This window comes from Lacinutrix cladophorae, from assembly GCF_053604645.1.
Genome location: NZ_JBSHNR010000110.1, coordinates 75135 through 92135, shown reverse-complemented (window position 1 = coordinate 92135; position 17001 = coordinate 75135). Strand labels below are relative to the sequence as shown.

At 30.3% G+C, this 17001-nt stretch carries 18 protein-coding genes; 11 read left to right on the top strand and 7 right to left on the bottom strand.

From position 1 onward, the window contains the following. Positions 1–38: 38 nt before the first annotated feature. Positions 39–1289, bottom strand: a complete 1251-nt coding sequence (locus tag ACVC3Y_RS07780) for an aspartate kinase (protein WP_303423035.1) — start codon at positions 1287–1289, stop codon at positions 39–41. Further along, positions 1286–1765, bottom strand: a complete 480-nt coding sequence (locus ACVC3Y_RS07775; RefSeq protein WP_303423037.1) for a GNAT family N-acetyltransferase — start codon at positions 1763–1765, stop codon at positions 1286–1288. Before ACVC3Y_RS07775 ends, ACVC3Y_RS07780 begins: the two co-directional genes overlap by 4 nt. Positions 1766–1884: 119 nt before the next feature. Here ACVC3Y_RS07775 and fbp point away from each other — a divergent pair, with 119 nt between their 5' ends. The 5 genes from fbp (at position 1885) to ACVC3Y_RS07750 (ending at position 6161) form a co-directional block, all read left to right on the top strand. Then, positions 1885–2889 carry a class 1 fructose-bisphosphatase gene (gene fbp, locus ACVC3Y_RS07770; protein ID WP_303423040.1) on the top strand — a complete coding sequence of 335 codons (1005 nt, stop codon included), beginning with the start codon at positions 1885–1887 and terminating at the stop codon, positions 2887–2889. A gap of 72 nt (positions 2890–2961) precedes the next feature. After that, positions 2962–3324 (top strand): fructose 1,6-bisphosphatase, encoded by a 363-nt coding sequence (locus tag ACVC3Y_RS07765; protein ID WP_303423043.1) that lies wholly within the window; start codon positions 2962–2964, stop codon positions 3322–3324. A gap of 18 nt (positions 3325–3342) precedes the next feature. Then, positions 3343–4161 carry a cell envelope biogenesis protein OmpA gene (locus ACVC3Y_RS07760; protein ID WP_452226571.1) on the top strand — a complete coding sequence of 273 codons (819 nt, stop codon included), beginning with the start codon at positions 3343–3345 and terminating at the stop codon, positions 4159–4161. Next, positions 4148–4642: a Rab family GTPase gene (locus ACVC3Y_RS07755; protein ID WP_452226570.1), complete on the top strand. Its 495-nt coding sequence runs from the start codon at positions 4148–4150 to the stop codon at positions 4640–4642. The genes ACVC3Y_RS07760 and ACVC3Y_RS07755 overlap by 14 nt, the downstream gene beginning before the upstream one ends. Before the next feature lie 4 nt (positions 4643–4646). After that, the gene (locus ACVC3Y_RS07750) at positions 4647–6161 is read left to right on the top strand and encodes an ATP-binding protein (protein WP_452226569.1); all 1515 of its coding nucleotides are present in this window, start codon (positions 4647–4649) and stop codon (positions 6159–6161) included. A gap of 51 nt (positions 6162–6212) precedes the next feature. On the opposite strand, the gene ACVC3Y_RS07745 is transcribed toward ACVC3Y_RS07750, so the two are convergent. Continuing rightward, positions 6213–6644 (bottom strand): tellurite resistance TerB family protein, encoded by a 432-nt coding sequence (locus ACVC3Y_RS07745; protein ID WP_452226568.1) that lies wholly within the window; start codon positions 6642–6644, stop codon positions 6213–6215. A gap of 303 nt (positions 6645–6947) precedes the next feature. Here ACVC3Y_RS07745 and mfd point away from each other — a divergent pair, with 303 nt between their 5' ends. Then, positions 6948–10298 carry a transcription-repair coupling factor gene (gene mfd / locus ACVC3Y_RS07740; protein ID WP_303423057.1) on the top strand — a complete coding sequence of 1117 codons (3351 nt, stop codon included), beginning with the start codon at positions 6948–6950 and terminating at the stop codon, positions 10296–10298. Between the two features lie 32 nt (positions 10299–10330). Then, positions 10331–11713: a TlpA family protein disulfide reductase gene (locus tag ACVC3Y_RS07735; protein WP_452226567.1), complete on the top strand. Its 1383-nt coding sequence runs from the start codon at positions 10331–10333 to the stop codon at positions 11711–11713. Between the two features lie 16 nt (positions 11714–11729). Here ACVC3Y_RS07735 and ACVC3Y_RS07730 read toward each other — a convergent pair whose 3' ends face one another. After that, positions 11730–12407, bottom strand: a complete 678-nt coding sequence (locus ACVC3Y_RS07730) for a class I SAM-dependent methyltransferase (protein WP_452226566.1) — start codon at positions 12405–12407, stop codon at positions 11730–11732. Between the two features lie 160 nt (positions 12408–12567). Here ACVC3Y_RS07730 and ACVC3Y_RS07725 point away from each other — a divergent pair, with 160 nt between their 5' ends. From ACVC3Y_RS07725 to ACVC3Y_RS07710, 4 genes are all read left to right on the top strand, one after another. Then, complete coding sequence (locus ACVC3Y_RS07725) at positions 12568–13131, top strand: TetR/AcrR family transcriptional regulator (RefSeq protein ID WP_303423065.1); 564 nt, start codon at positions 12568–12570, stop codon at positions 13129–13131. Positions 13132–13196: 65 nt separating this feature from the next. Next, on the top strand, positions 13197–13760 hold the full coding sequence (locus ACVC3Y_RS07720) for a carboxymuconolactone decarboxylase family protein (RefSeq protein ID WP_303423068.1): 564 nt from the start codon (positions 13197–13199) through the stop codon (positions 13758–13760). 76 nt (positions 13761–13836) lie between these two features. After that, a complete protein-coding gene (locus tag ACVC3Y_RS07715; protein WP_303423071.1) occupies positions 13837–14481 on the top strand; it encodes a DsbA family oxidoreductase in 645 nt (214 codons plus the stop codon). A 14-nt stretch (positions 14482–14495) separates the two neighbouring features. Further along, a complete protein-coding gene (locus tag ACVC3Y_RS07710) occupies positions 14496–15161 on the top strand; it encodes a peroxiredoxin-like family protein (RefSeq protein WP_452226565.1) in 666 nt (221 codons plus the stop codon). A gap of 6 nt (positions 15162–15167) precedes the next feature. On the opposite strand, the gene ACVC3Y_RS07705 is transcribed toward ACVC3Y_RS07710, so the two are convergent. The 3 genes from ACVC3Y_RS07705 to ACVC3Y_RS07695 form a co-directional block, all read right to left on the bottom strand. Next, a complete protein-coding gene (locus ACVC3Y_RS07705) occupies positions 15168–15527 on the bottom strand; it encodes a YraN family protein (RefSeq protein ID WP_452226564.1) in 360 nt (119 codons plus the stop codon). Positions 15528–15657: 130 nt separating this feature from the next. After that, on the bottom strand, positions 15658–15954 hold the full coding sequence (locus tag ACVC3Y_RS07700) for a hypothetical protein (RefSeq protein WP_452226563.1): 297 nt from the start codon (positions 15952–15954) through the stop codon (positions 15658–15660). Continuing rightward, entirely contained in the window at positions 15944–16960 is a 1017-nt protein-coding gene (locus tag ACVC3Y_RS07695; RefSeq protein ID WP_452226562.1) for a S66 peptidase family protein, read from the bottom strand. The genes ACVC3Y_RS07700 and ACVC3Y_RS07695 overlap by 11 nt, the downstream gene beginning before the upstream one ends. Positions 16961–17001: the final 41 nt, after the last annotated feature.

Here is a 17001-nt window from a genome sequence, read left to right as displayed (position 1 = left end):
AGAAAAAATCTACTGGCAAACGCAAATGTAATAAATGTTTACTTAGTAACAATCTGTGTGGTGGACTGTGTTACTTGTTTTAATAACACATTTTTATCCTTTTCTAATTGTTTAACAACCTGCTCATTACTATGTCTAATAGTATATAACGAAACGTTTTCATTATATTTCACTTTAAATTTTGCTTTAAGATGTTGTATTAACTCTCCTAAATTACCATAATTATTTTCAATACAAACAGAAAAACTAATTGCAGAGTTTTGTATTACATCTACTTTCATTTTATATAAATGAAGTAAATTAAATATTTCGCTTATGTTTTCTTCTACGATATAGGAGAAATCTAAAGAAGAAAGTGAAATTAGTATTTGATTTTTCTTTACAATAAAACAAGGTATTTCTGGATCTAAATCTACTCCTTTACTTACCTTAGTTCCTGCAGCTTCTGGATTTAAAAAAGATTTAACAAATAACGGTATTTCTTTTTGCTGTAAAGGCTGTAATGTTTTTGGATGTATTACTGAAGCGCCATAAAAAGCTAACTCGATGGCTTCTTTATACGATATTTTGCTTAATAATTGTGCATTTTCAAAATAACGAGGATCTGCATTTAACACACCTGGAACATCTTTCCAGATGGTTACACTTTCGGCATTTAAACAATAAGCAAAAATTGCTGCAGTATAATCGCTTCCCTCTCTTCCTAAAGTGGTTGTAAAATTATTAGCATCACTACCAATAAAACCTTGAGTAATATTTAAAGTGTTGGTATTAAAATTTTTACTTATTTGTTCTTGTGTAATTTGCCAATTTACGTTTGCTCTTCTATAATAATTGTCTGTCTTAATATATTCTCTAACATCTAACCAGCTATTTTTAATGCCAATTTCTTTAAAATATTCGCTAATAATAGTAGTAGAAACTAGTTCTCCATAACAAATAGTTTGATCATATACATAATTATAATCTGGTGATTTATTAGTTTGAAAAAAGCTATTTAATTCGTCTAACAAACCACTAACTTTAGCATATATAACATGATTTTCGTCACTAAAAAGATCTAACAATATGGCATTATGAAATTTTTTAATTTCTTGAATAGCACTTTGTAATGCAGTTTTATCCTTATAATATTTATCTATAACTTGTTCTAAAGCATTGGTGATTTTACCCATTGCTGAAACTACAATTAAGGTATTATTAAATCCAACTGTTTGTAATGTTTTTACTAAGTTTTTTACACCTTGAGCATCTTTAATAGATGCACCTCCAAATTTAAAAACCCTCATATATTTAATAAATAGTTTTTTATTCCATTTTCATCCAGTTGCACAACATCCCAATCACGAAGTACTTTTGCTCCTTTTTGTTCATAAAAATCGATAGCAGGTTGATTCCAATCAATTACTTCCCAATTAATTCTTTTAACACCTAGTTGGTTTCCATAAATAACTACTTGATTTAAAAGTAAAGTACCAAGACCTTTACCTCTGTGTTTTTCACTTACAATAAGGTCTTCAAGATGAATTATTTTACCTTTCCAGGTGGAGTATCTATTATATACTAAAGCAATTCCAGCAATTTCATTATTAAATTCTGCTACAAAACATTTAAAAACTGGGGTGTCTCCAAAACCATCTTCTTCTAAATCTTTAATAGTAACTTCTACTGCATTTGGTTCTTTTTCAAAAACTGCTAGTTCTACTATTAAATCTAATATTTGTTTTACATCACTTTTTATAGCGTCTCTTATAATATAGTTCATTTGTTTATTTTATTATCAAATATAGTTTAAAGACACTAATTTTTATGCATTATTATAAAACGATAACGTTATAGTTTGTTAAAAAATACGATATTTGTAAAAACAACAATAAAGCTATTATGTCTAGAAAAAAACAAACATTAGGAGAATTTATTATAGAAAACCAAACATCTTTTAAATATACTTCTGGTGAGTTATCTAGACTTATAAACTCCATTCGTTTAGCAGCAAAAGTGGTTAATCACGAAGTAAACAAAGCTGGTTTAGTAGATATTATTGGTGCAGCTGGCGATACAAACATTCAAGGAGAAGATCAGCAAAAACTAGATGTTTATGCCAATGAGAAATTTATTCAAACACTTACAAAAAGAAATATAGTATGTGGTATTGCAAGTGAAGAAGAAGATGATTTTATTGCAATTAATAGCCAAGACGAAAACAACCAAAACAAATATATTGTATTAATAGATCCTCTAGATGGCTCTTCTAACATAGATGTAAATGTTTCTGTAGGAACTATTTTTTCTATTTACAGACGTGTAACACCAATTGGAACTCCTGTAACTTTAGAAGATTTTTTACAAAAAGGAAGTGAGCAAGTAGCTGCCGGATATATCGTTTATGGTACATCAACAATGATTGTTTATACCACTGGAGATGGTGTTAATGGTTTTACTCTTAACCCAGCTATTGGAACGTTTTACTTATCGCATCCAGACATGCAATTCCCTGTAGATGGAAAAATTTATTCTGTTAATGAAGGTAACTACGTACATTTTCCTCAAGGTGTAAAAAACTACATCAAATATTGCCAAATGGAAGAAGGAGACAGACCATATACAAGCAGATATATTGGTTCTTTAGTTTCCGATTTTCATAGGAATATGATTAAGGGTGGAATCTACATGTATCCAAAAAGCTCTAAAAATTCGGAAGGGAAATTACGCTTATTGTATGAGTGTAATCCAATGGCATTTCTAGCAGAACAAGCTAACGGAAAAGCTAGTGATGGTTTTACCAGAATCATGGAAATTAAACCTACAGAATTACACCAAAGAGTGCCTTTTTTATGTGGAAGTAAGAATATGGTTGAAAAAGCAGAAGAATTTATGCAAAACGCTTAAAAAATACTAGTTTAAGTCCTTCCTTTTTTATTATTTTTGTACATTACTTTTTTAAACTAAAGCTAAACCATCATGGCTAAAGATAAACACGAAAATAATAATACCTCAACGCAAGATTCTAATGTGGAAGCTTCTTCTAAAATTGACGCAATAAAACAGCTCATTTTTGGAGAGAATATGCAAGCTTACGAAATTGAGTTTGAAGCCGTTAAAAAGGATATTCTTTCCAAGAAACAAGAGTTAGAAAACTTGATGGATGATGTTCGAAAAGAATTACTTCAAAACATCGACAATTTAAGTACCGACATTAATATTAGAATTACAGAAATTGAAGATTCTTTTAATGACAAAGCAGATAGCCTTGACGATAAAAAATTAGACAGAAAATTGTTTGGTGATTTATTAATAAATCTTGGCGAAAAAATAAGCAAGTAATACCAATTACTAGCACCTATGAATCAAGAAGATAAACTTAAAGTTCTTAAAGACATCTTACTAACAGATGAAAGAGAATATGCTTTATCTATTCATGAAAAAATTAAAATTCTTGAAGAAACATTAAATAAAAAAAATAACTTATCGGAAAAGGTAGACCCTATTATAGAAGACAAACTAAATAAATTTGTTCTTGAAATACCAGACACCTTAGGACCAACGATTACAGAAGCTTTAAAAACCGAGATAAAGAACTCTCAAGACGCAGTAGTTGAAGTATTGTACCCTATTTTAGGTAGAATGATAAAAAAATATATTCAAAATGAATTTAAACTTTTATCCGAAAAAATAAACCAACAAATAGACAATACTTTTTCTTTTAAAGGCTTTAAACGAAAATTTAAAGCTAAAGCTTCAGGGGTTAGCGAAGCAGATTTAATTGTTGCCCAGCAATTTGCTCCTAGATTAAACCAGTTTATGGTTATTGAAAAAGGATCTGGTTTACTTATCTCTAAATACTCTAAAACAGATGATATAGACGAAGATATGGTTGCAGGTATGCTAACAGCAATTAAAAGTTTTGTAGAGGATGCTTTTAAAAAAAACGACCAAAACCTTGAACTTATTGAGTATGAAACCTATACTATATATCTTCAAAATTTTTCGTCTTATTATATAGCAGTTGTAATTTCTGGCATATTTAATGCTACTCATAAAAGTGAATTAGAAGATAAACTTCTAGATTTTGCTCAAAACATTATTAACAAAACAGATTTAAATAATAAAGAATCTTTAACTAAAAAATTAAAAGCATATTTTGCTAATGAATATCTCTAAAAAAATTGTTTTACTAGGTCATTTTGGCGTTGGTAAATCTTCGCTTATTAGACGTTTTGTAGAAGACACTTTTACAGACAATTATAAAGTGACTATTGGTGTACATATATTAAAAAAAGAAGTCGTAATTTCTGAAAAAGAAACTGTTTCCTTGATCATTTGGGATTTAGAAGGTAACGACGATATTACAAACACTAGAGCTTCCTACATGTTAGGTACTAGTGGTATTATTTACGTTTTCGACCTAACAAGACCTGCAACTTATCAGCAATTAGAAAGTGATTTAAACTTTATTAAAACAAACTACCCAAATATTCCTATAAAAGTTGTTGGAAACAAAAACGACTTAGTTACAAAAGACTTTATTAAACAGAACAGCGGTATTTTTAAACCGTTTGTCGATTTTTATACAAGTGCAAAAGCAAATACTAAAGTTAATGATCTATTCTCTACTTTAGCTAAACAACTACTTAAACTATAGAATAATGCTTGCAGAACACAAAATAGCTCACGAAAAAGCTATTATTCAATATCTAATTTTAGATACAAAAGGTAATATCTTAGAGTCTGACGATGCGTTCTTTTCAAAAATAATAAAAAAAAACATAACGAGTTTACACCCTTTTTTTGAAAGTACTACTACCTTATTAGAAACTAAAAAGGATAAAGAATTTATATTTTCATGTATTCATTTAAATACTGAAAACAAAGATATTATTGCAGATGTTACACTTAAAACTTTTCAAGATAAAAACCCCTTATTAATAATACAAGATCTTACAACACATTATAACAACTACCAACTAACTGCACAAAAGAGAAACGAATCTGTTATAAATTCTCAAATACTTGAATTAAAAAACAAATATTTAATAGAGAAAGAAGAATTTAAAAACACTTTTATTGCAAATTTTAGTCACGAAATTAGAGAACCTCTTTCTGGTATTGGAACTTTTGTAGATATTTTAAGTAAAACAAATCTAGATTCCCAACAAAAAGATTACTTAAACATTATTAATACATCCTCCAATCATTTAAAACATATGATTGAAGACATTTTAGATATCTCTAAAATTGAAGTTGGAAAACTTAATCTAATAGAAGATACTTTTAATGTAAATGAGTTTTTAGAAGAAATAATTTTTACCTATAAAATAAAAGCAGAAGAAAAAGGACTTGAGTTTTTTAATAACATAGGCAGTAAATTACCAGAAAGACTTATTGGTGATCCATACAGATTAAAACAAATACTTGGCAATTTACTAGACAACGCTATTAAATATACAACTAAAGGAAGCATCAATTTAGATATTTCCTTAAATCAAATAAGAGCGAACAAAGCATCTATTCATTTTGCAATTACAGATACAGGAATAGGTATTGAAGAAGAAAACCTAGAAAAAGTATTCAATAGTTTCACACAAATAGAACAAGGTCAACAAAATAAAGGTACAGGATTAGGTTTAGCAATAGTTAAAAACCTAGTAAAATTAATGGAAGGTAACATCTCTATTAATAGTACTTTTAAAAAAGGCACTACTTTAGCATTAAACTTAAGCTTTAAATTAGATAATACAAAGAAATCTAAAAAAGTACAAACTCCTACGCAAGAAAAACTAGAAAAAGATAAATACCATATAATTTTAGTAGAAAACTCTGAAATAACACAACTCTCTGTACTTAAAATTCTAGCAGCACAAAGAAGGTTTTATTTAGACATAGTTTCTAACCCAGAAAATTTAATAGAAAGCTTAAAAAACCAACATGCAGATCTAATTTTAATGGATATTAATTTACCTAATACATCTGGCGACCTGCTTGCTAGAGAAATTAGACAGCTTCCAGAAAAAGAAATCAAAAAAACACCAATTATAGCATTAACAGGTAAAGTATTTCCCGAAGATTTAAAACGCTATAAAAAAGCAAAAATAAACGATGTTATTAGCAAACCTTTCGACGAAAAAAGCTTACTAGAAACCATCACAAAATATTTAAAATAAAAAAAGGCGAACTAATTAGTTCGCCTTTTTTGTATAAACTTCAATAACAAATTATTTATTCATCGTTTTAATTTCTTCCATAAAAGTATCTAAATCTACTTTATTACTAACTAAAGTAAGTGCTTTATCTACTACATATTTTACGTTTACAGCAGAAAACCCTAAACCAACAGCTATTTTGCGTAAAACAATCTCTTCATGATCTCCTTTAATATGATCTACATGTACCATTCTAGCCAAATCAAACAAACGCTCTAAACGTCTATCGTAAGAAGTTGGAGGATTGATATTATGAGAAGCATAATCCTTTAAAATCGTGGCATAATCCCCTTCGCTAATATCTAAATTTCTAGCTAAACGATCTAAAAACGCCTTCTCCTCATCAGTAATAACACCATCATCCATTGCAACTCTAACTATTGATGCAAAATGATCTTCATTACGCTTTTTAAACCCACTATCAAATAAATCTGAAATTGACATATATTCTTTTTTTAAGTGCGACAAAGATAATTAAACTAAACACTTTTTAAAAGATTATTAATAGCTTTTTTTATGGCATTACGCTACTTCGCTTAAGCTACGTAACGTCGCGCTTTCCGTTAATAGTTTTGGCTTAAAGCGCACACGCGCCAAAAGCTAACCACTACAATCCCTAATGCAAAATGTATCGCTTCGTTAAGGGATTCTAATAAAAAAAACAAACGATATAAAAGAAGAAAAAAACAGACATCAATTCTTAACAAAAAAAAATGGAAGTAGTATATTTACAAAAAAATTATTTAGGTGAGTAAAACACTTCTCTCGCAAACCTACGCACAGTCTTTGCAAACGCAAAAACTGCAAAATGCTATTGCCCAAACCGAAACAAAAACACATATTAAAGAACTTGTTGGCTCTTCGCTTTCCTTTATAGTTTCACAAACTTTTAAACAAGCAGACAAACCGTTTCTACTTATTTTTAACGATAAAGAAGAAGCTGCATTTTATCTTAATGATTTAGAACTATTACTAAATACAAAAGATGTACTCTTTTATCCTGGAAGCTACAGAAGACCATACCAAATAGAAGAAACAGATAATGCAAACGTATTGCTTCGCGCCGAAGTTTTAAACAGAATAAACTCGCGTAAAAAACCTGCTATAATTGTTACCTATCCAGATGCACTTTTCGAAAAAGTAGTAACGCGTAGAGAACTCGAAAAAAACACATTAAAAATCTCGGTAAACGATGACCTTTCTATAGACTTTGTAAACGAAATACTATTTACATACAAATTTAAACGTGTAGATTTTGTTACAGAACCTGGAGAGTTTTCAGTGCGTGGTGGTATTGTAGATGTATTCTCCTTTAGTAATGACGAGCCCTATAGAATTGAGTTTTTTGGTGACGAGGTAGACAGCATTCGTACCTTCGATGTAGAAACACAACTCTCGACAGAACAGATTAAAAAAATAAGTATCATTCCTAATGTTGCTAATAAATTTCTAGAAGAAAGCAGACAAAGTTTTTTAAAATATATCGCACAAAAAACAGTGGTGTTTACTAAAAACACAGATCTTATTTTTTCTAGAGTAGATTCGCTTTTTGAAAAAGCAGTAGAAGCTTTCGATGCACTTTCTTCAGAAATCAAACATGCTGCACCTAAAGAACTATTTTGTAGTGCAACACTATTAAAAAAACAACTTTTAGAGTTTAATGTAATCGAATTTGGCACATCTGCAATCCTCTCTAAAACCAACGATACATCGCAACTTATAGCGTTTAAAACAACACCACAACCAGCTTTTAATAAAAATTTTGAGCTTTTAATCGAAAACCTTAACAGTAACCACAACAAAGGCTTTACCAATTATATCGCTTGTGCTAGCGAACAACAAGCAAAACGTTTCCATGATATTTTTGAAGACGTAGATCAAGAGGTAAAATATAAAACCATAGTACTTTCCCTTTTTCAGGGTTTTGTAGATCATGACAATAAAATAATTTGTTATACAGACCATCAAATATTTGAACGCTACCATAAATTTCATCTTAAAAATGGCTATGCAAAAAAGCAATCAATTACCTTAAAAGAACTTACAAACTTAGATATTGGAGATTATGTTACACATATAGATCATGGTATTGGTAAATTTGGCGGTCTGCAAAAAATTGATGTAGAAGGCAAAAAACAAGAAGCCATAAAATTGGTTTATGGGGAACGTGATATATTATATTTAAGCATTCATTCTTTACATAAAATCACCAAATTTAATGGTAAAGATGGAAAGCCTCCAAAAGTATATAAATTAGGCAGTAAAGCTTGGAAGGTTTTAAAACAAAAAACAAAATCTAGAGTTAAAGAAATTGCATTCAACCTTATTAAAGTTTATGCAAAACGAAAACTAGAAAAAGGATACCAATATAATCCAGATTCTTATTTACAACACGAACTAGAAGCTTCATTTATTTACGAAGATACTCCAGACCAAAGCACAGCAACTGCAGATATTAAAGCAGACATGGAAAGCGAAAGACCAATGGATCGACTAATTTGTGGTGATGTTGGGTTTGGTAAAACAGAAGTTGCTATTCGTGCCGCTTTTAAAGCAGTTGATAATGGGAAACAAGTTGCTGTTTTAGTACCAACTACCATTTTAGCATACCAACATTCTAGAACTTTTGCAGAGCGTTTAAAAGAATTTCCAGTAACTGTAGATTATCTAAACCGCTTTAGAACAGCAAAAGAAAAACGGGAAACCATAGAGAAGCTTGAAAAAGGACATGTAGACATCATCATCGGAACACATCAACTGGTAAATAAAAATGTGAAATTTAAAGATTTAGGATTGCTCATTGTAGATGAGGAACAAAAATTTGGTGTCGCTGTAAAAGAAAAACTAAAAACACTAAAACATAATGTAGATGTTTTAACTTTAACAGCAACACCAATACCTAGAACGCTTCAGTTTAGTTTAATGGCTGCAAGAGATATGTCTGTAATTACAACTGCTCCTCCAAATCGTTATCCTATTGAGAGTAATGTAATTCGTTTTAGTGAAGAAAGGATTCGCGATGCTATTAGTTATGAGATTCAACGAGGTGGCCAAATTTTCTTCATTCATAACAGAATAGAAAACATTAAAGAAGTGGCAGGAATGATACAACGACTTGTTCCTGATGCTAAAATTGGTATAGGTCATGGGCAACTAGATGGAAAAAAACTAGAGCAACTTATGCTCGCTTTTATGAATGGTGATTTTGATGTTCTTGTAAGCACAACCATTATAGAAAGTGGTCTCGATGTACCAAATGCAAATACCATTTTTATTAATAATGCAAATAATTTCGGACTTAGTGATTTACACCAAATGCGTGGTCGTGTTGGTCGAAGCAATAAAAAAGCATTTTGTTATTTTATAACTCCAGAATACTCTGCAATGACCACAGACGCAAGAAAACGTATTACTGCGTTAGAGCAATTTACAGAGCTTGGTAGTGGTTTTAATATTGCAATGAAAGATCTAGAAATTCGTGGAGCTGGAGATTTACTTGGTGGTGAACAAAGCGGATTTATTAATGATATTGGGTTTGATACGTATCAGAAAATTCTAAATGAAGCCATCGAAGAGCTTAAAGAAAATGAGTTTAAAGATCTTTATGAAGACGATGGAAAAGAAAAAGAATATGTAAAAGATATTACTATTGATAGTGATTTCTCGCTACTATTTCCAGACGATTATGTAAACAATATAGCCGAAAGATTAAACCTATACACCCAATTAAACAATATAAAAACCGAAGAAGAACTAATCCTATTCGAAACACAACTTATCGATAGATTTGGAGAATTACCAACACAAGTTGTAGACTTATTAAATTCGGTTAGAATAAAATGGATTGCTACTAAGTTAGGTTTAGAAAAAATAATAATGAAAAAAGGCAAACTAATTGGTTATTTTATTAACGATCAACAAAGCGCCTTTTACCAAAGCCAAGGCTTTACAAAAGTCTTGCAATACATTCAAGCGAATCCACAAGCTTGTAAAATGAAAGAAAAACAAACCAGAACAGGTTTAAGATTATTGCTTACTTTTGATAAAATTAACACTGTAGACAAAGCATTAAACGCATTAAACCCTATTTTGGCATAACCTTTGAAATAGTTAAAGAAAAACCAATTATAATGACTAAAAAACTACTATTTTTAATCGCATTTTTGCCAAGTATTGTATTGGCGCAACACACTATTAAAGGAAAATTTACTCCTGCCGACGACTTTAAATTCGCAATTTTATATAAAGTAACACCTACAACCTCTATATATGTAAATAATGCAGAAATTGATAGCATTGGTAATTTTCAATTTAAACTAGATACTACAATAACAAAAGGCATGTACAGAATAGTTTATGCGCTTCCCCAAGACGAGTATAATTTTGATCTTATCTATAATGCAAAAGAAGATATTGAACTTACTTTTAATTTAGAGGAAGGTGCCAAATTTATTAAATCGGAAGAAAACAAACTACTTAATGCATATACAGAAAGCTTACAAATAGTTAGCAAAAACATAAATGCTTACTACGGTGGAAAACAAACTAAAAAAGAATTTCATAAAGTTTTTGATGTGTTAGCAGAAACACAAAACGAATTCGAAAAAGCTTCAGAAGGTATGCTAGCTTCTCACTTTATCAAGGCAAGTAAGCCATATATCCCAACAGAAATGGAAGATGCTCAAACGTTTTCAAAAAACGTAAAAGCTAATTATTTTTCAAATATCGACTTCAGCAATCCTACCTTACAAAGCTCTAGTTTTTTAATTGAAACCGTTTTAAATTATGTATTTACATTTACAAATCCTATAGACGAAAATTTAGGCTATAAAAAGAATATTGACACTGTAGTAGCTGCAATAGGAAACAATGCTACAATTAAAGAAATTATTACAGAAGTACTTTTTAATCAGTTTGCAGACTCTAAAAAAGAAGAAGTAGCAAACCATATCGCAGACAATTATTTATTACCAATAGCCACTGCAAAAAAAGATAATGCTTTAATTCAAAAACTTACAGTATACAAAAATACTTCTATTGGAGAACTTGCTCCTAATTTTACCATAGAAATCCCTATAGACGAAAAAATAGAACTAGTTAAACTATACGACTATAAAGAAGCTTCACAATATGTTGTCGTTTTTTGGAGTAGTACTTGTTCGCATTGTTTAGAAGAATTACCTAAACTACACGCTTATATTAAAAACTTAGAAGAAGGAAAAATAAAAGTAATTGCTGTTGCACTAGAAAACGATATTTATAGATGGAAAGACAAAACCTATGATTTTCCAGAATTCATTCATGTGTTTGGCGAAGGTAAATGGGAAAATCCAATTGGTGATGCTTATGGTGTAACAGCTACTCCAACCTATTTCATTCTAGATGCAAACAAAAATATTATAGAAAAACCAGATGATTTCCCAGCTTTACAAGCGTTCTATAAAGAAAATCCTATAGTTTTAGAAAAGAAAGAAAATGAAGAAGAGGATAGTGAAATAATAAATATGGATTAAGAAAATTTAATTCTTTTTAAATCTCATAAAGCGTAGTTACAATTACACCTTTATTATTATGTAATGTAATAGACACCAATTCCTTTTGTTTACTCACCTTAAAATAAAACGGAGCAGCTAATATTTGTATCCCACTTTGTTTTTTTAATCTTATTCCTTGACCAGAAATAATGTCTTTATTTGGAATAAACTCCCCTTTAGGTAGGTGCTCCGTTAATATAACAAACGGATACTTTTTTAATTTATTTAAAACACTTAACACTTCTGCATTCGATAAATGTTGCAACACTTGTCTTACTATAACACAATCGGCATCTGGCAAATTATCTACAGCAATATCTAAACATTGAAATTCTAAATTTTCAACTATAAAGTTTTCTTTATTATATATTATTAGTTCGTCTACTATATCTATAGCAACATACTTTTTAGTATGCTTTACCAATTGTTTGCCAATATTAAAATCTCCACAACCTAAATCGCAAACAGAAAGTGGTTTATTAAAAGATTTTAAAAATGAAGTTACTACATCTATATATGGAAGTACTAATTCTGGATGATGAGATCCTTCACCAGAATAAAAAGTGGCCGTATTATTTCCCCAAAGTTTCTTTTCATAAACCTGTTCCATAGCGGCTTTAGTTGGCCAAGGTTTTTTAGCTTTTTGGATGCCCTTATTTTTTTCTTTCTGCATAAGTCATTAAAAAGTCTGCGACAGACTATAATTAATACAAAACTAATATAATCCTATTCGCAAGCAAAACAGAAATAAATGTTAAAACTTTTTTCATTTCTAAACGATTAGTTAGATTTGTTGTGGAATTAAAAATATTTTCGTTTTAACGGAAAATAAAATGGCTAGAAAAAAACAATATATAGAAGAAGAAGTTATTGATAAAGCAATGCATTTGTTTTGGCGTAATGGTTATGAAAACACATCTATGCAAATGCTTGAAAAAGAAATGGGAATTAATAAATTTTCTATATATTCTAGTTTTGGCAATAAACATGGTTTGTTTTTAGAAAGTTTAAAATACTATAAAGCAAAATCTAAAACCCTTTTTGAAGATTTTAAAAAAGCATCCAATGGCATAGAAGACATTAAACAGTTTTTCTATAATTCTGTAAGTTCTAATTATAAAACCGACCATATTAAAGGTTGTTTTATAACGAACACCTATAATGAGTTTTCAGAAAATGAAGACGAATTAATTAAAGAGCAGATGCATTCTTTTATGAATAACTTAAAACAAATTATCATAGAAAAATTACAAATGAATGCTACAAAAGATAAAGAAACAATAGCTAAACAAGCTAATTACTTAATGCTAGCAAAACATGGCTTAGCTGCAGCAGCAAGAGTAAACACAAAACAAGAAATAGAAGATTATATTGAAATGACCTTTAAAAACCTTTAAACTTTTTTTTACACAATAACTAAACGATTGTTTAGAAATAATAAACATTAATAAAAAATAAAATTATGACAACTTTAAAAATTCACAACATTGAAACAGCTCCAGAAGGAAGCAAATCACTATTAGAAAATTCTCAAAAAGCTTTCGGAATGATACCTGGTTTACACGGTGTTTTAGCAGGAGCTCCAAAAATATTAGAAGCATACCAAACCTTACATCAGTTATTTACAGAAACTTCTTTTAATGAAAAAGAATTAACAGTAGTATGGCAAACCATAAATGTAGAACACGCTTGTCATTACTGTGTTCCTGCACATACAGGAATTGCAAAAATGATGAAAGTAGATGACAGCATTACAGAAGCCTTACGTAATGAAACGCCTTTAGAAGACACAAAACTAGAAGCTTTACGTACAATGACTTTAACTATTGTTAAAAATAGAGGTAATGTTACTCAAGCAGATTTAGATGCTTTTTATGCAGCAGGATATGGAGAACAACAAGTGCTAGAAATTATTTTAGGGCTTTCGCAAAAAGTAATAAGTAACTATACAAACCATATTGCAAATACACCTGTGGATGCGCCATTTGAAAAATTTGCTTGGTCTAAAGAGAATGTGGTTTCATAATCCCTAAAACCACAGATTTTTAATTATTAATAATAAGCCTTCCATGTATGTGGAAGGTTTATTTTAATCTAACATTATGAAAGAAAAAATGAAAATAGATATTGTTTCCGATGTGGTTTGCCCTTGGTGCACCATTGGCTTCAAAAGGTTAGAAAAAGCAATTTTAGATCTCGGTCTACAAGACCAAGTAGAAATAGAATGGCAACCTTTTGAATTGAACCCTAATATGCCTTCACAGGGACAAGATCTACAAGAACATATTACAGAAAAATATGGTGCTACTTTAGAACAGCAAAAAAAATCGCAACAACAAATGATAGAAGCTGGAGAAGCGGTTGGTTTTACTTTTGATTATTTTGACAAAATGCGTATGGCTAACACTTTTGAAGCACATATCTTATTAGAATATGCTAAATATTTTGGAAAACAAACCGAATTAAAAATGCGATTAACTACTGCTTTTTTTAGCGAACGAAAAGATGTTTCTAATAGAAATATTTTAAAACAAGCATTAACAGATGTTGGCTTAAATGCAGAAGAAGCATTATCTAAATTAGATAATCAAGAAATACGCAAGGAAGTAAAAACAAAAGAAAAATATTGGCAACAACTAGGTGTAAGTGCTGTACCAACAATAGTTTTTAATAGAAAAAATGCGGTAACTGGTGCACAACCTGTAGATGTATTTAAACAAGTTCTATCGGAATTAATTGCGGAATAACATAAAAACAAAACATGGCAACAAATAAAAATAAGGGTGAACTAGATGCATTGCTAGATGTAAAACGTAAAGAAGGTGCTGGAAAATTCACCGAAGAAAAAAGTCGTATTTACGCAGACGGTATCACGAGCGTAGCAAGTTCTGGAATACTAGAAAAGGCATTAAACGTTGGGGATAAAGCTCCAAATTTTACACTTAAAAATGCGCTAAACAAATCCGTTTCTTTATACAACAACCTTCAAAACGGACCTGTAGTTTTAACTTGGTATAGAGGCGGATGGTGTCCGTATTGCAATATAACGCTACACTATTTACAAGAAAAACTACCTGAATTTCAAAAAGCAGGTGCTACACTTATTGCATTAACTCCCGAGTTACCAGATAATTCTTTAAGCACTTCAGAAAAAAACAAATTAGAATTCACGGTTTTAAGTGATGTAGGTAACACCATTGGAAAAAAATATGGTGTGGTATTCACATTAACAGACGAGGTTGCTTCTATTTACGAAGCTGGATTTGGATTAAGTGAAAAGAATGGAAATCACAGCAACCAATTACCTTTGGCTGCAACCTATGTTATAGATACCAAGGGCATTATTCAATATGCATTTTTAGATGCAGACTATAGAGAAAGAGCAGAAGCAACAGATATATTAACTGCCTTAAATAAGTTAAACTAATAGGAACTAGAAATGATAAAAAGCATTTTCTAAATGCTCTATTTCAAAGGTATTCCCTGTTTTAACTATTGCAATAATATCGAAACGCACTTCCACATCTAGTTTATTCGTGGTTACATATTGATCCACTGCTTTTACTATTCGTTGTATTTGCTTCGGCTTTAAAAAATCTTGGGGATTTCCAAAATCTTTTGTCGATCTGGTTTTCACTTCTACAATAGCAAGAATTTCTTTTTGTTTGGCTATAATATCTACTTCTGCTTTTTGAAATCGATAATTACGTTCCATAATTTGATACCCATTTTGCAATAGAAAATCTACTGCAAGCTGTTCTCCTTTTTCACCAAGCTCATTGTGTTGTGCCATCTTGTTCTTGCGTAGGCAGGAATCTTATCCTGTCTACCTAAATTTTTATCCACACGCCAGCCTGTCGGCTGACAGGAAAGCGGGAATCCTTAATTACTCCTTTATTTTTGCAACGAATACACGAATATTTTTATAATCGTTCAGCAAGTTTAAGTATTTGGTTGACAAAACTTAATACAGTTGTTGTTTCTTTTGTAAACTTAAAGAAATCAAATATCGGTTTAGGTAATTTTTTGTTTAGATTTTCAGTTTCATCTTCAGTTAAGTTCTCAAATGATTTAAGCCAATCTTCTAAATAATCTATACCTTGATAAGTTAAAATAGTACCATTATCATCAACATAACCCTTATTTACCGCTAAGTATCTTACATTTTGAATATATAGGTGATTATTGAAATCATTCCCGTAAAGTTCTTTATTCTTCAAAAACAACAGTACTCCTATCCTTTCCTACATTGATTTTAGCATTTCTACCAAGAATTAATGCACGATTATCTTTTTCATGACCAACAGGAACATTAAAAACTATAGGGAAATCGTATTCGGCTAAAACATCTAAAATAAGTTGCTCTACAGAAGTACCCCAAGGTGTTGTATTTTTTCGCATTTTACTCATATCTCCAACCATAACACCTTTACAGTTTTCAAAATAACCAGCACGTTTAAGGCTTTGCAACATTCTATCAATATGGTATTTGTATTCCCCTATTTCTTCAATAAATAAAATTTTACCAGAAGTATCAATACTTGTATTAGAGCCTAACATAGTATGAAGTATTGTCAAGTTCCCTCCAACTACAGGACCTGTTACTTCTCCTACTCTATTATAATTAGAGCCTTTTAAAGTATACGTAATTAGTTCTCCAAAAATAGCATCTCTAAAAGTGGCTATACTTTCTTTTATTTCGCTTAAATCTTTCGTTAAACTCACACACATTAATGCATGAATAGACTCCACACCTTCATTATGTATTTGGTTGTGAAGTGCTGTTATATCGCTGTAACCTATAACCCATTTCGGTTTTTGCTTGAATTTTGAATAATCCAAATTATCTAATATCCTTACGGTTCCATAACCTCCTCTTGCACTCCAAATAGCACTAATACTAGGATCGTCTAATGCTTTCTGAAAATCTTCACAACGCTCTGCATCTGTTCCTGCAAAATGGTTATCGGTACTAAAAACATGATCCCCTACAACTACATTTAAATTCCAGCTTTTAAGTAATGCTATTGCCTGTTCTACTTCATCATTTCTATTTTTAAGTATTCCGGAAGGAGCAACAATAGCAACAGTATCTCCTGCTTTTAAATAATCTGGTTGTATCAAAGTAGTCGTGTTTTTTATGCTATTATCTTGTGCTAAAAGTGTTAGGTTTCCAAAGAAAAAAACCACGCAAAATAGTTGCAAAAAGATTCGTTTTTTAGTCATAATGTAAATGTACATTTTTTTTCTAAATCCCTCTTAAAATG

Coding starts and splice junctions, on each gene's coding strand:
- ACVC3Y_RS07780 (WP_303423035.1), bottom strand. CDS start 1,289: ATGAGGGTTTTTAAATTTGGAGGTGCATCTATTAAAGATGCTCAAGGT.
- ACVC3Y_RS07775 (WP_303423037.1), bottom strand. CDS start 1,765: ATGAACTATATTATAAGAGACGCTATAAAAAGTGATGTAAAACAAATA.
- fbp (WP_303423040.1), top strand. CDS start 1,885: ATGTCTAGAAAAAAACAAACATTAGGAGAATTTATTATAGAAAACCAA.
- ACVC3Y_RS07765 (WP_303423043.1), top strand. CDS start 2,962: ATGGCTAAAGATAAACACGAAAATAATAATACCTCAACGCAAGATTCT.
- ACVC3Y_RS07760 (WP_452226571.1), top strand. CDS start 3,343: ATGAATCAAGAAGATAAACTTAAAGTTCTTAAAGACATCTTACTAACA.
- ACVC3Y_RS07755 (WP_452226570.1), top strand. CDS start 4,148: ATGAATATCTCTAAAAAAATTGTTTTACTAGGTCATTTTGGCGTTGGT.
- ACVC3Y_RS07750 (WP_452226569.1), top strand. CDS start 4,647: ATGCTTGCAGAACACAAAATAGCTCACGAAAAAGCTATTATTCAATAT.
- ACVC3Y_RS07745 (WP_452226568.1), bottom strand. CDS start 6,644: ATGTCAATTTCAGATTTATTTGATAGTGGGTTTAAAAAGCGTAATGAA.
- ACVC3Y_RS07735 (WP_452226567.1), top strand. CDS start 10,331: ATGACTAAAAAACTACTATTTTTAATCGCATTTTTGCCAAGTATTGTA.
- ACVC3Y_RS07730 (WP_452226566.1), bottom strand. CDS start 12,407: ATGCAGAAAGAAAAAAATAAGGGCATCCAAAAAGCTAAAAAACCTTGG.
- ACVC3Y_RS07725 (WP_303423065.1), top strand. CDS start 12,568: ATGGCTAGAAAAAAACAATATATAGAAGAAGAAGTTATTGATAAAGCA.
- ACVC3Y_RS07720 (WP_303423068.1), top strand. CDS start 13,197: ATGACAACTTTAAAAATTCACAACATTGAAACAGCTCCAGAAGGAAGC.
- ACVC3Y_RS07715 (WP_303423071.1), top strand. CDS start 13,837: ATGAAAGAAAAAATGAAAATAGATATTGTTTCCGATGTGGTTTGCCCT.
- ACVC3Y_RS07710 (WP_452226565.1), top strand. CDS start 14,496: ATGGCAACAAATAAAAATAAGGGTGAACTAGATGCATTGCTAGATGTA.
- ACVC3Y_RS07705 (WP_452226564.1), bottom strand. CDS start 15,527: ATGGCACAACACAATGAGCTTGGTGAAAAAGGAGAACAGCTTGCAGTA.
- ACVC3Y_RS07695 (WP_452226562.1), bottom strand. CDS start 16,960: ATGACTAAAAAACGAATCTTTTTGCAACTATTTTGCGTGGTTTTTTTC.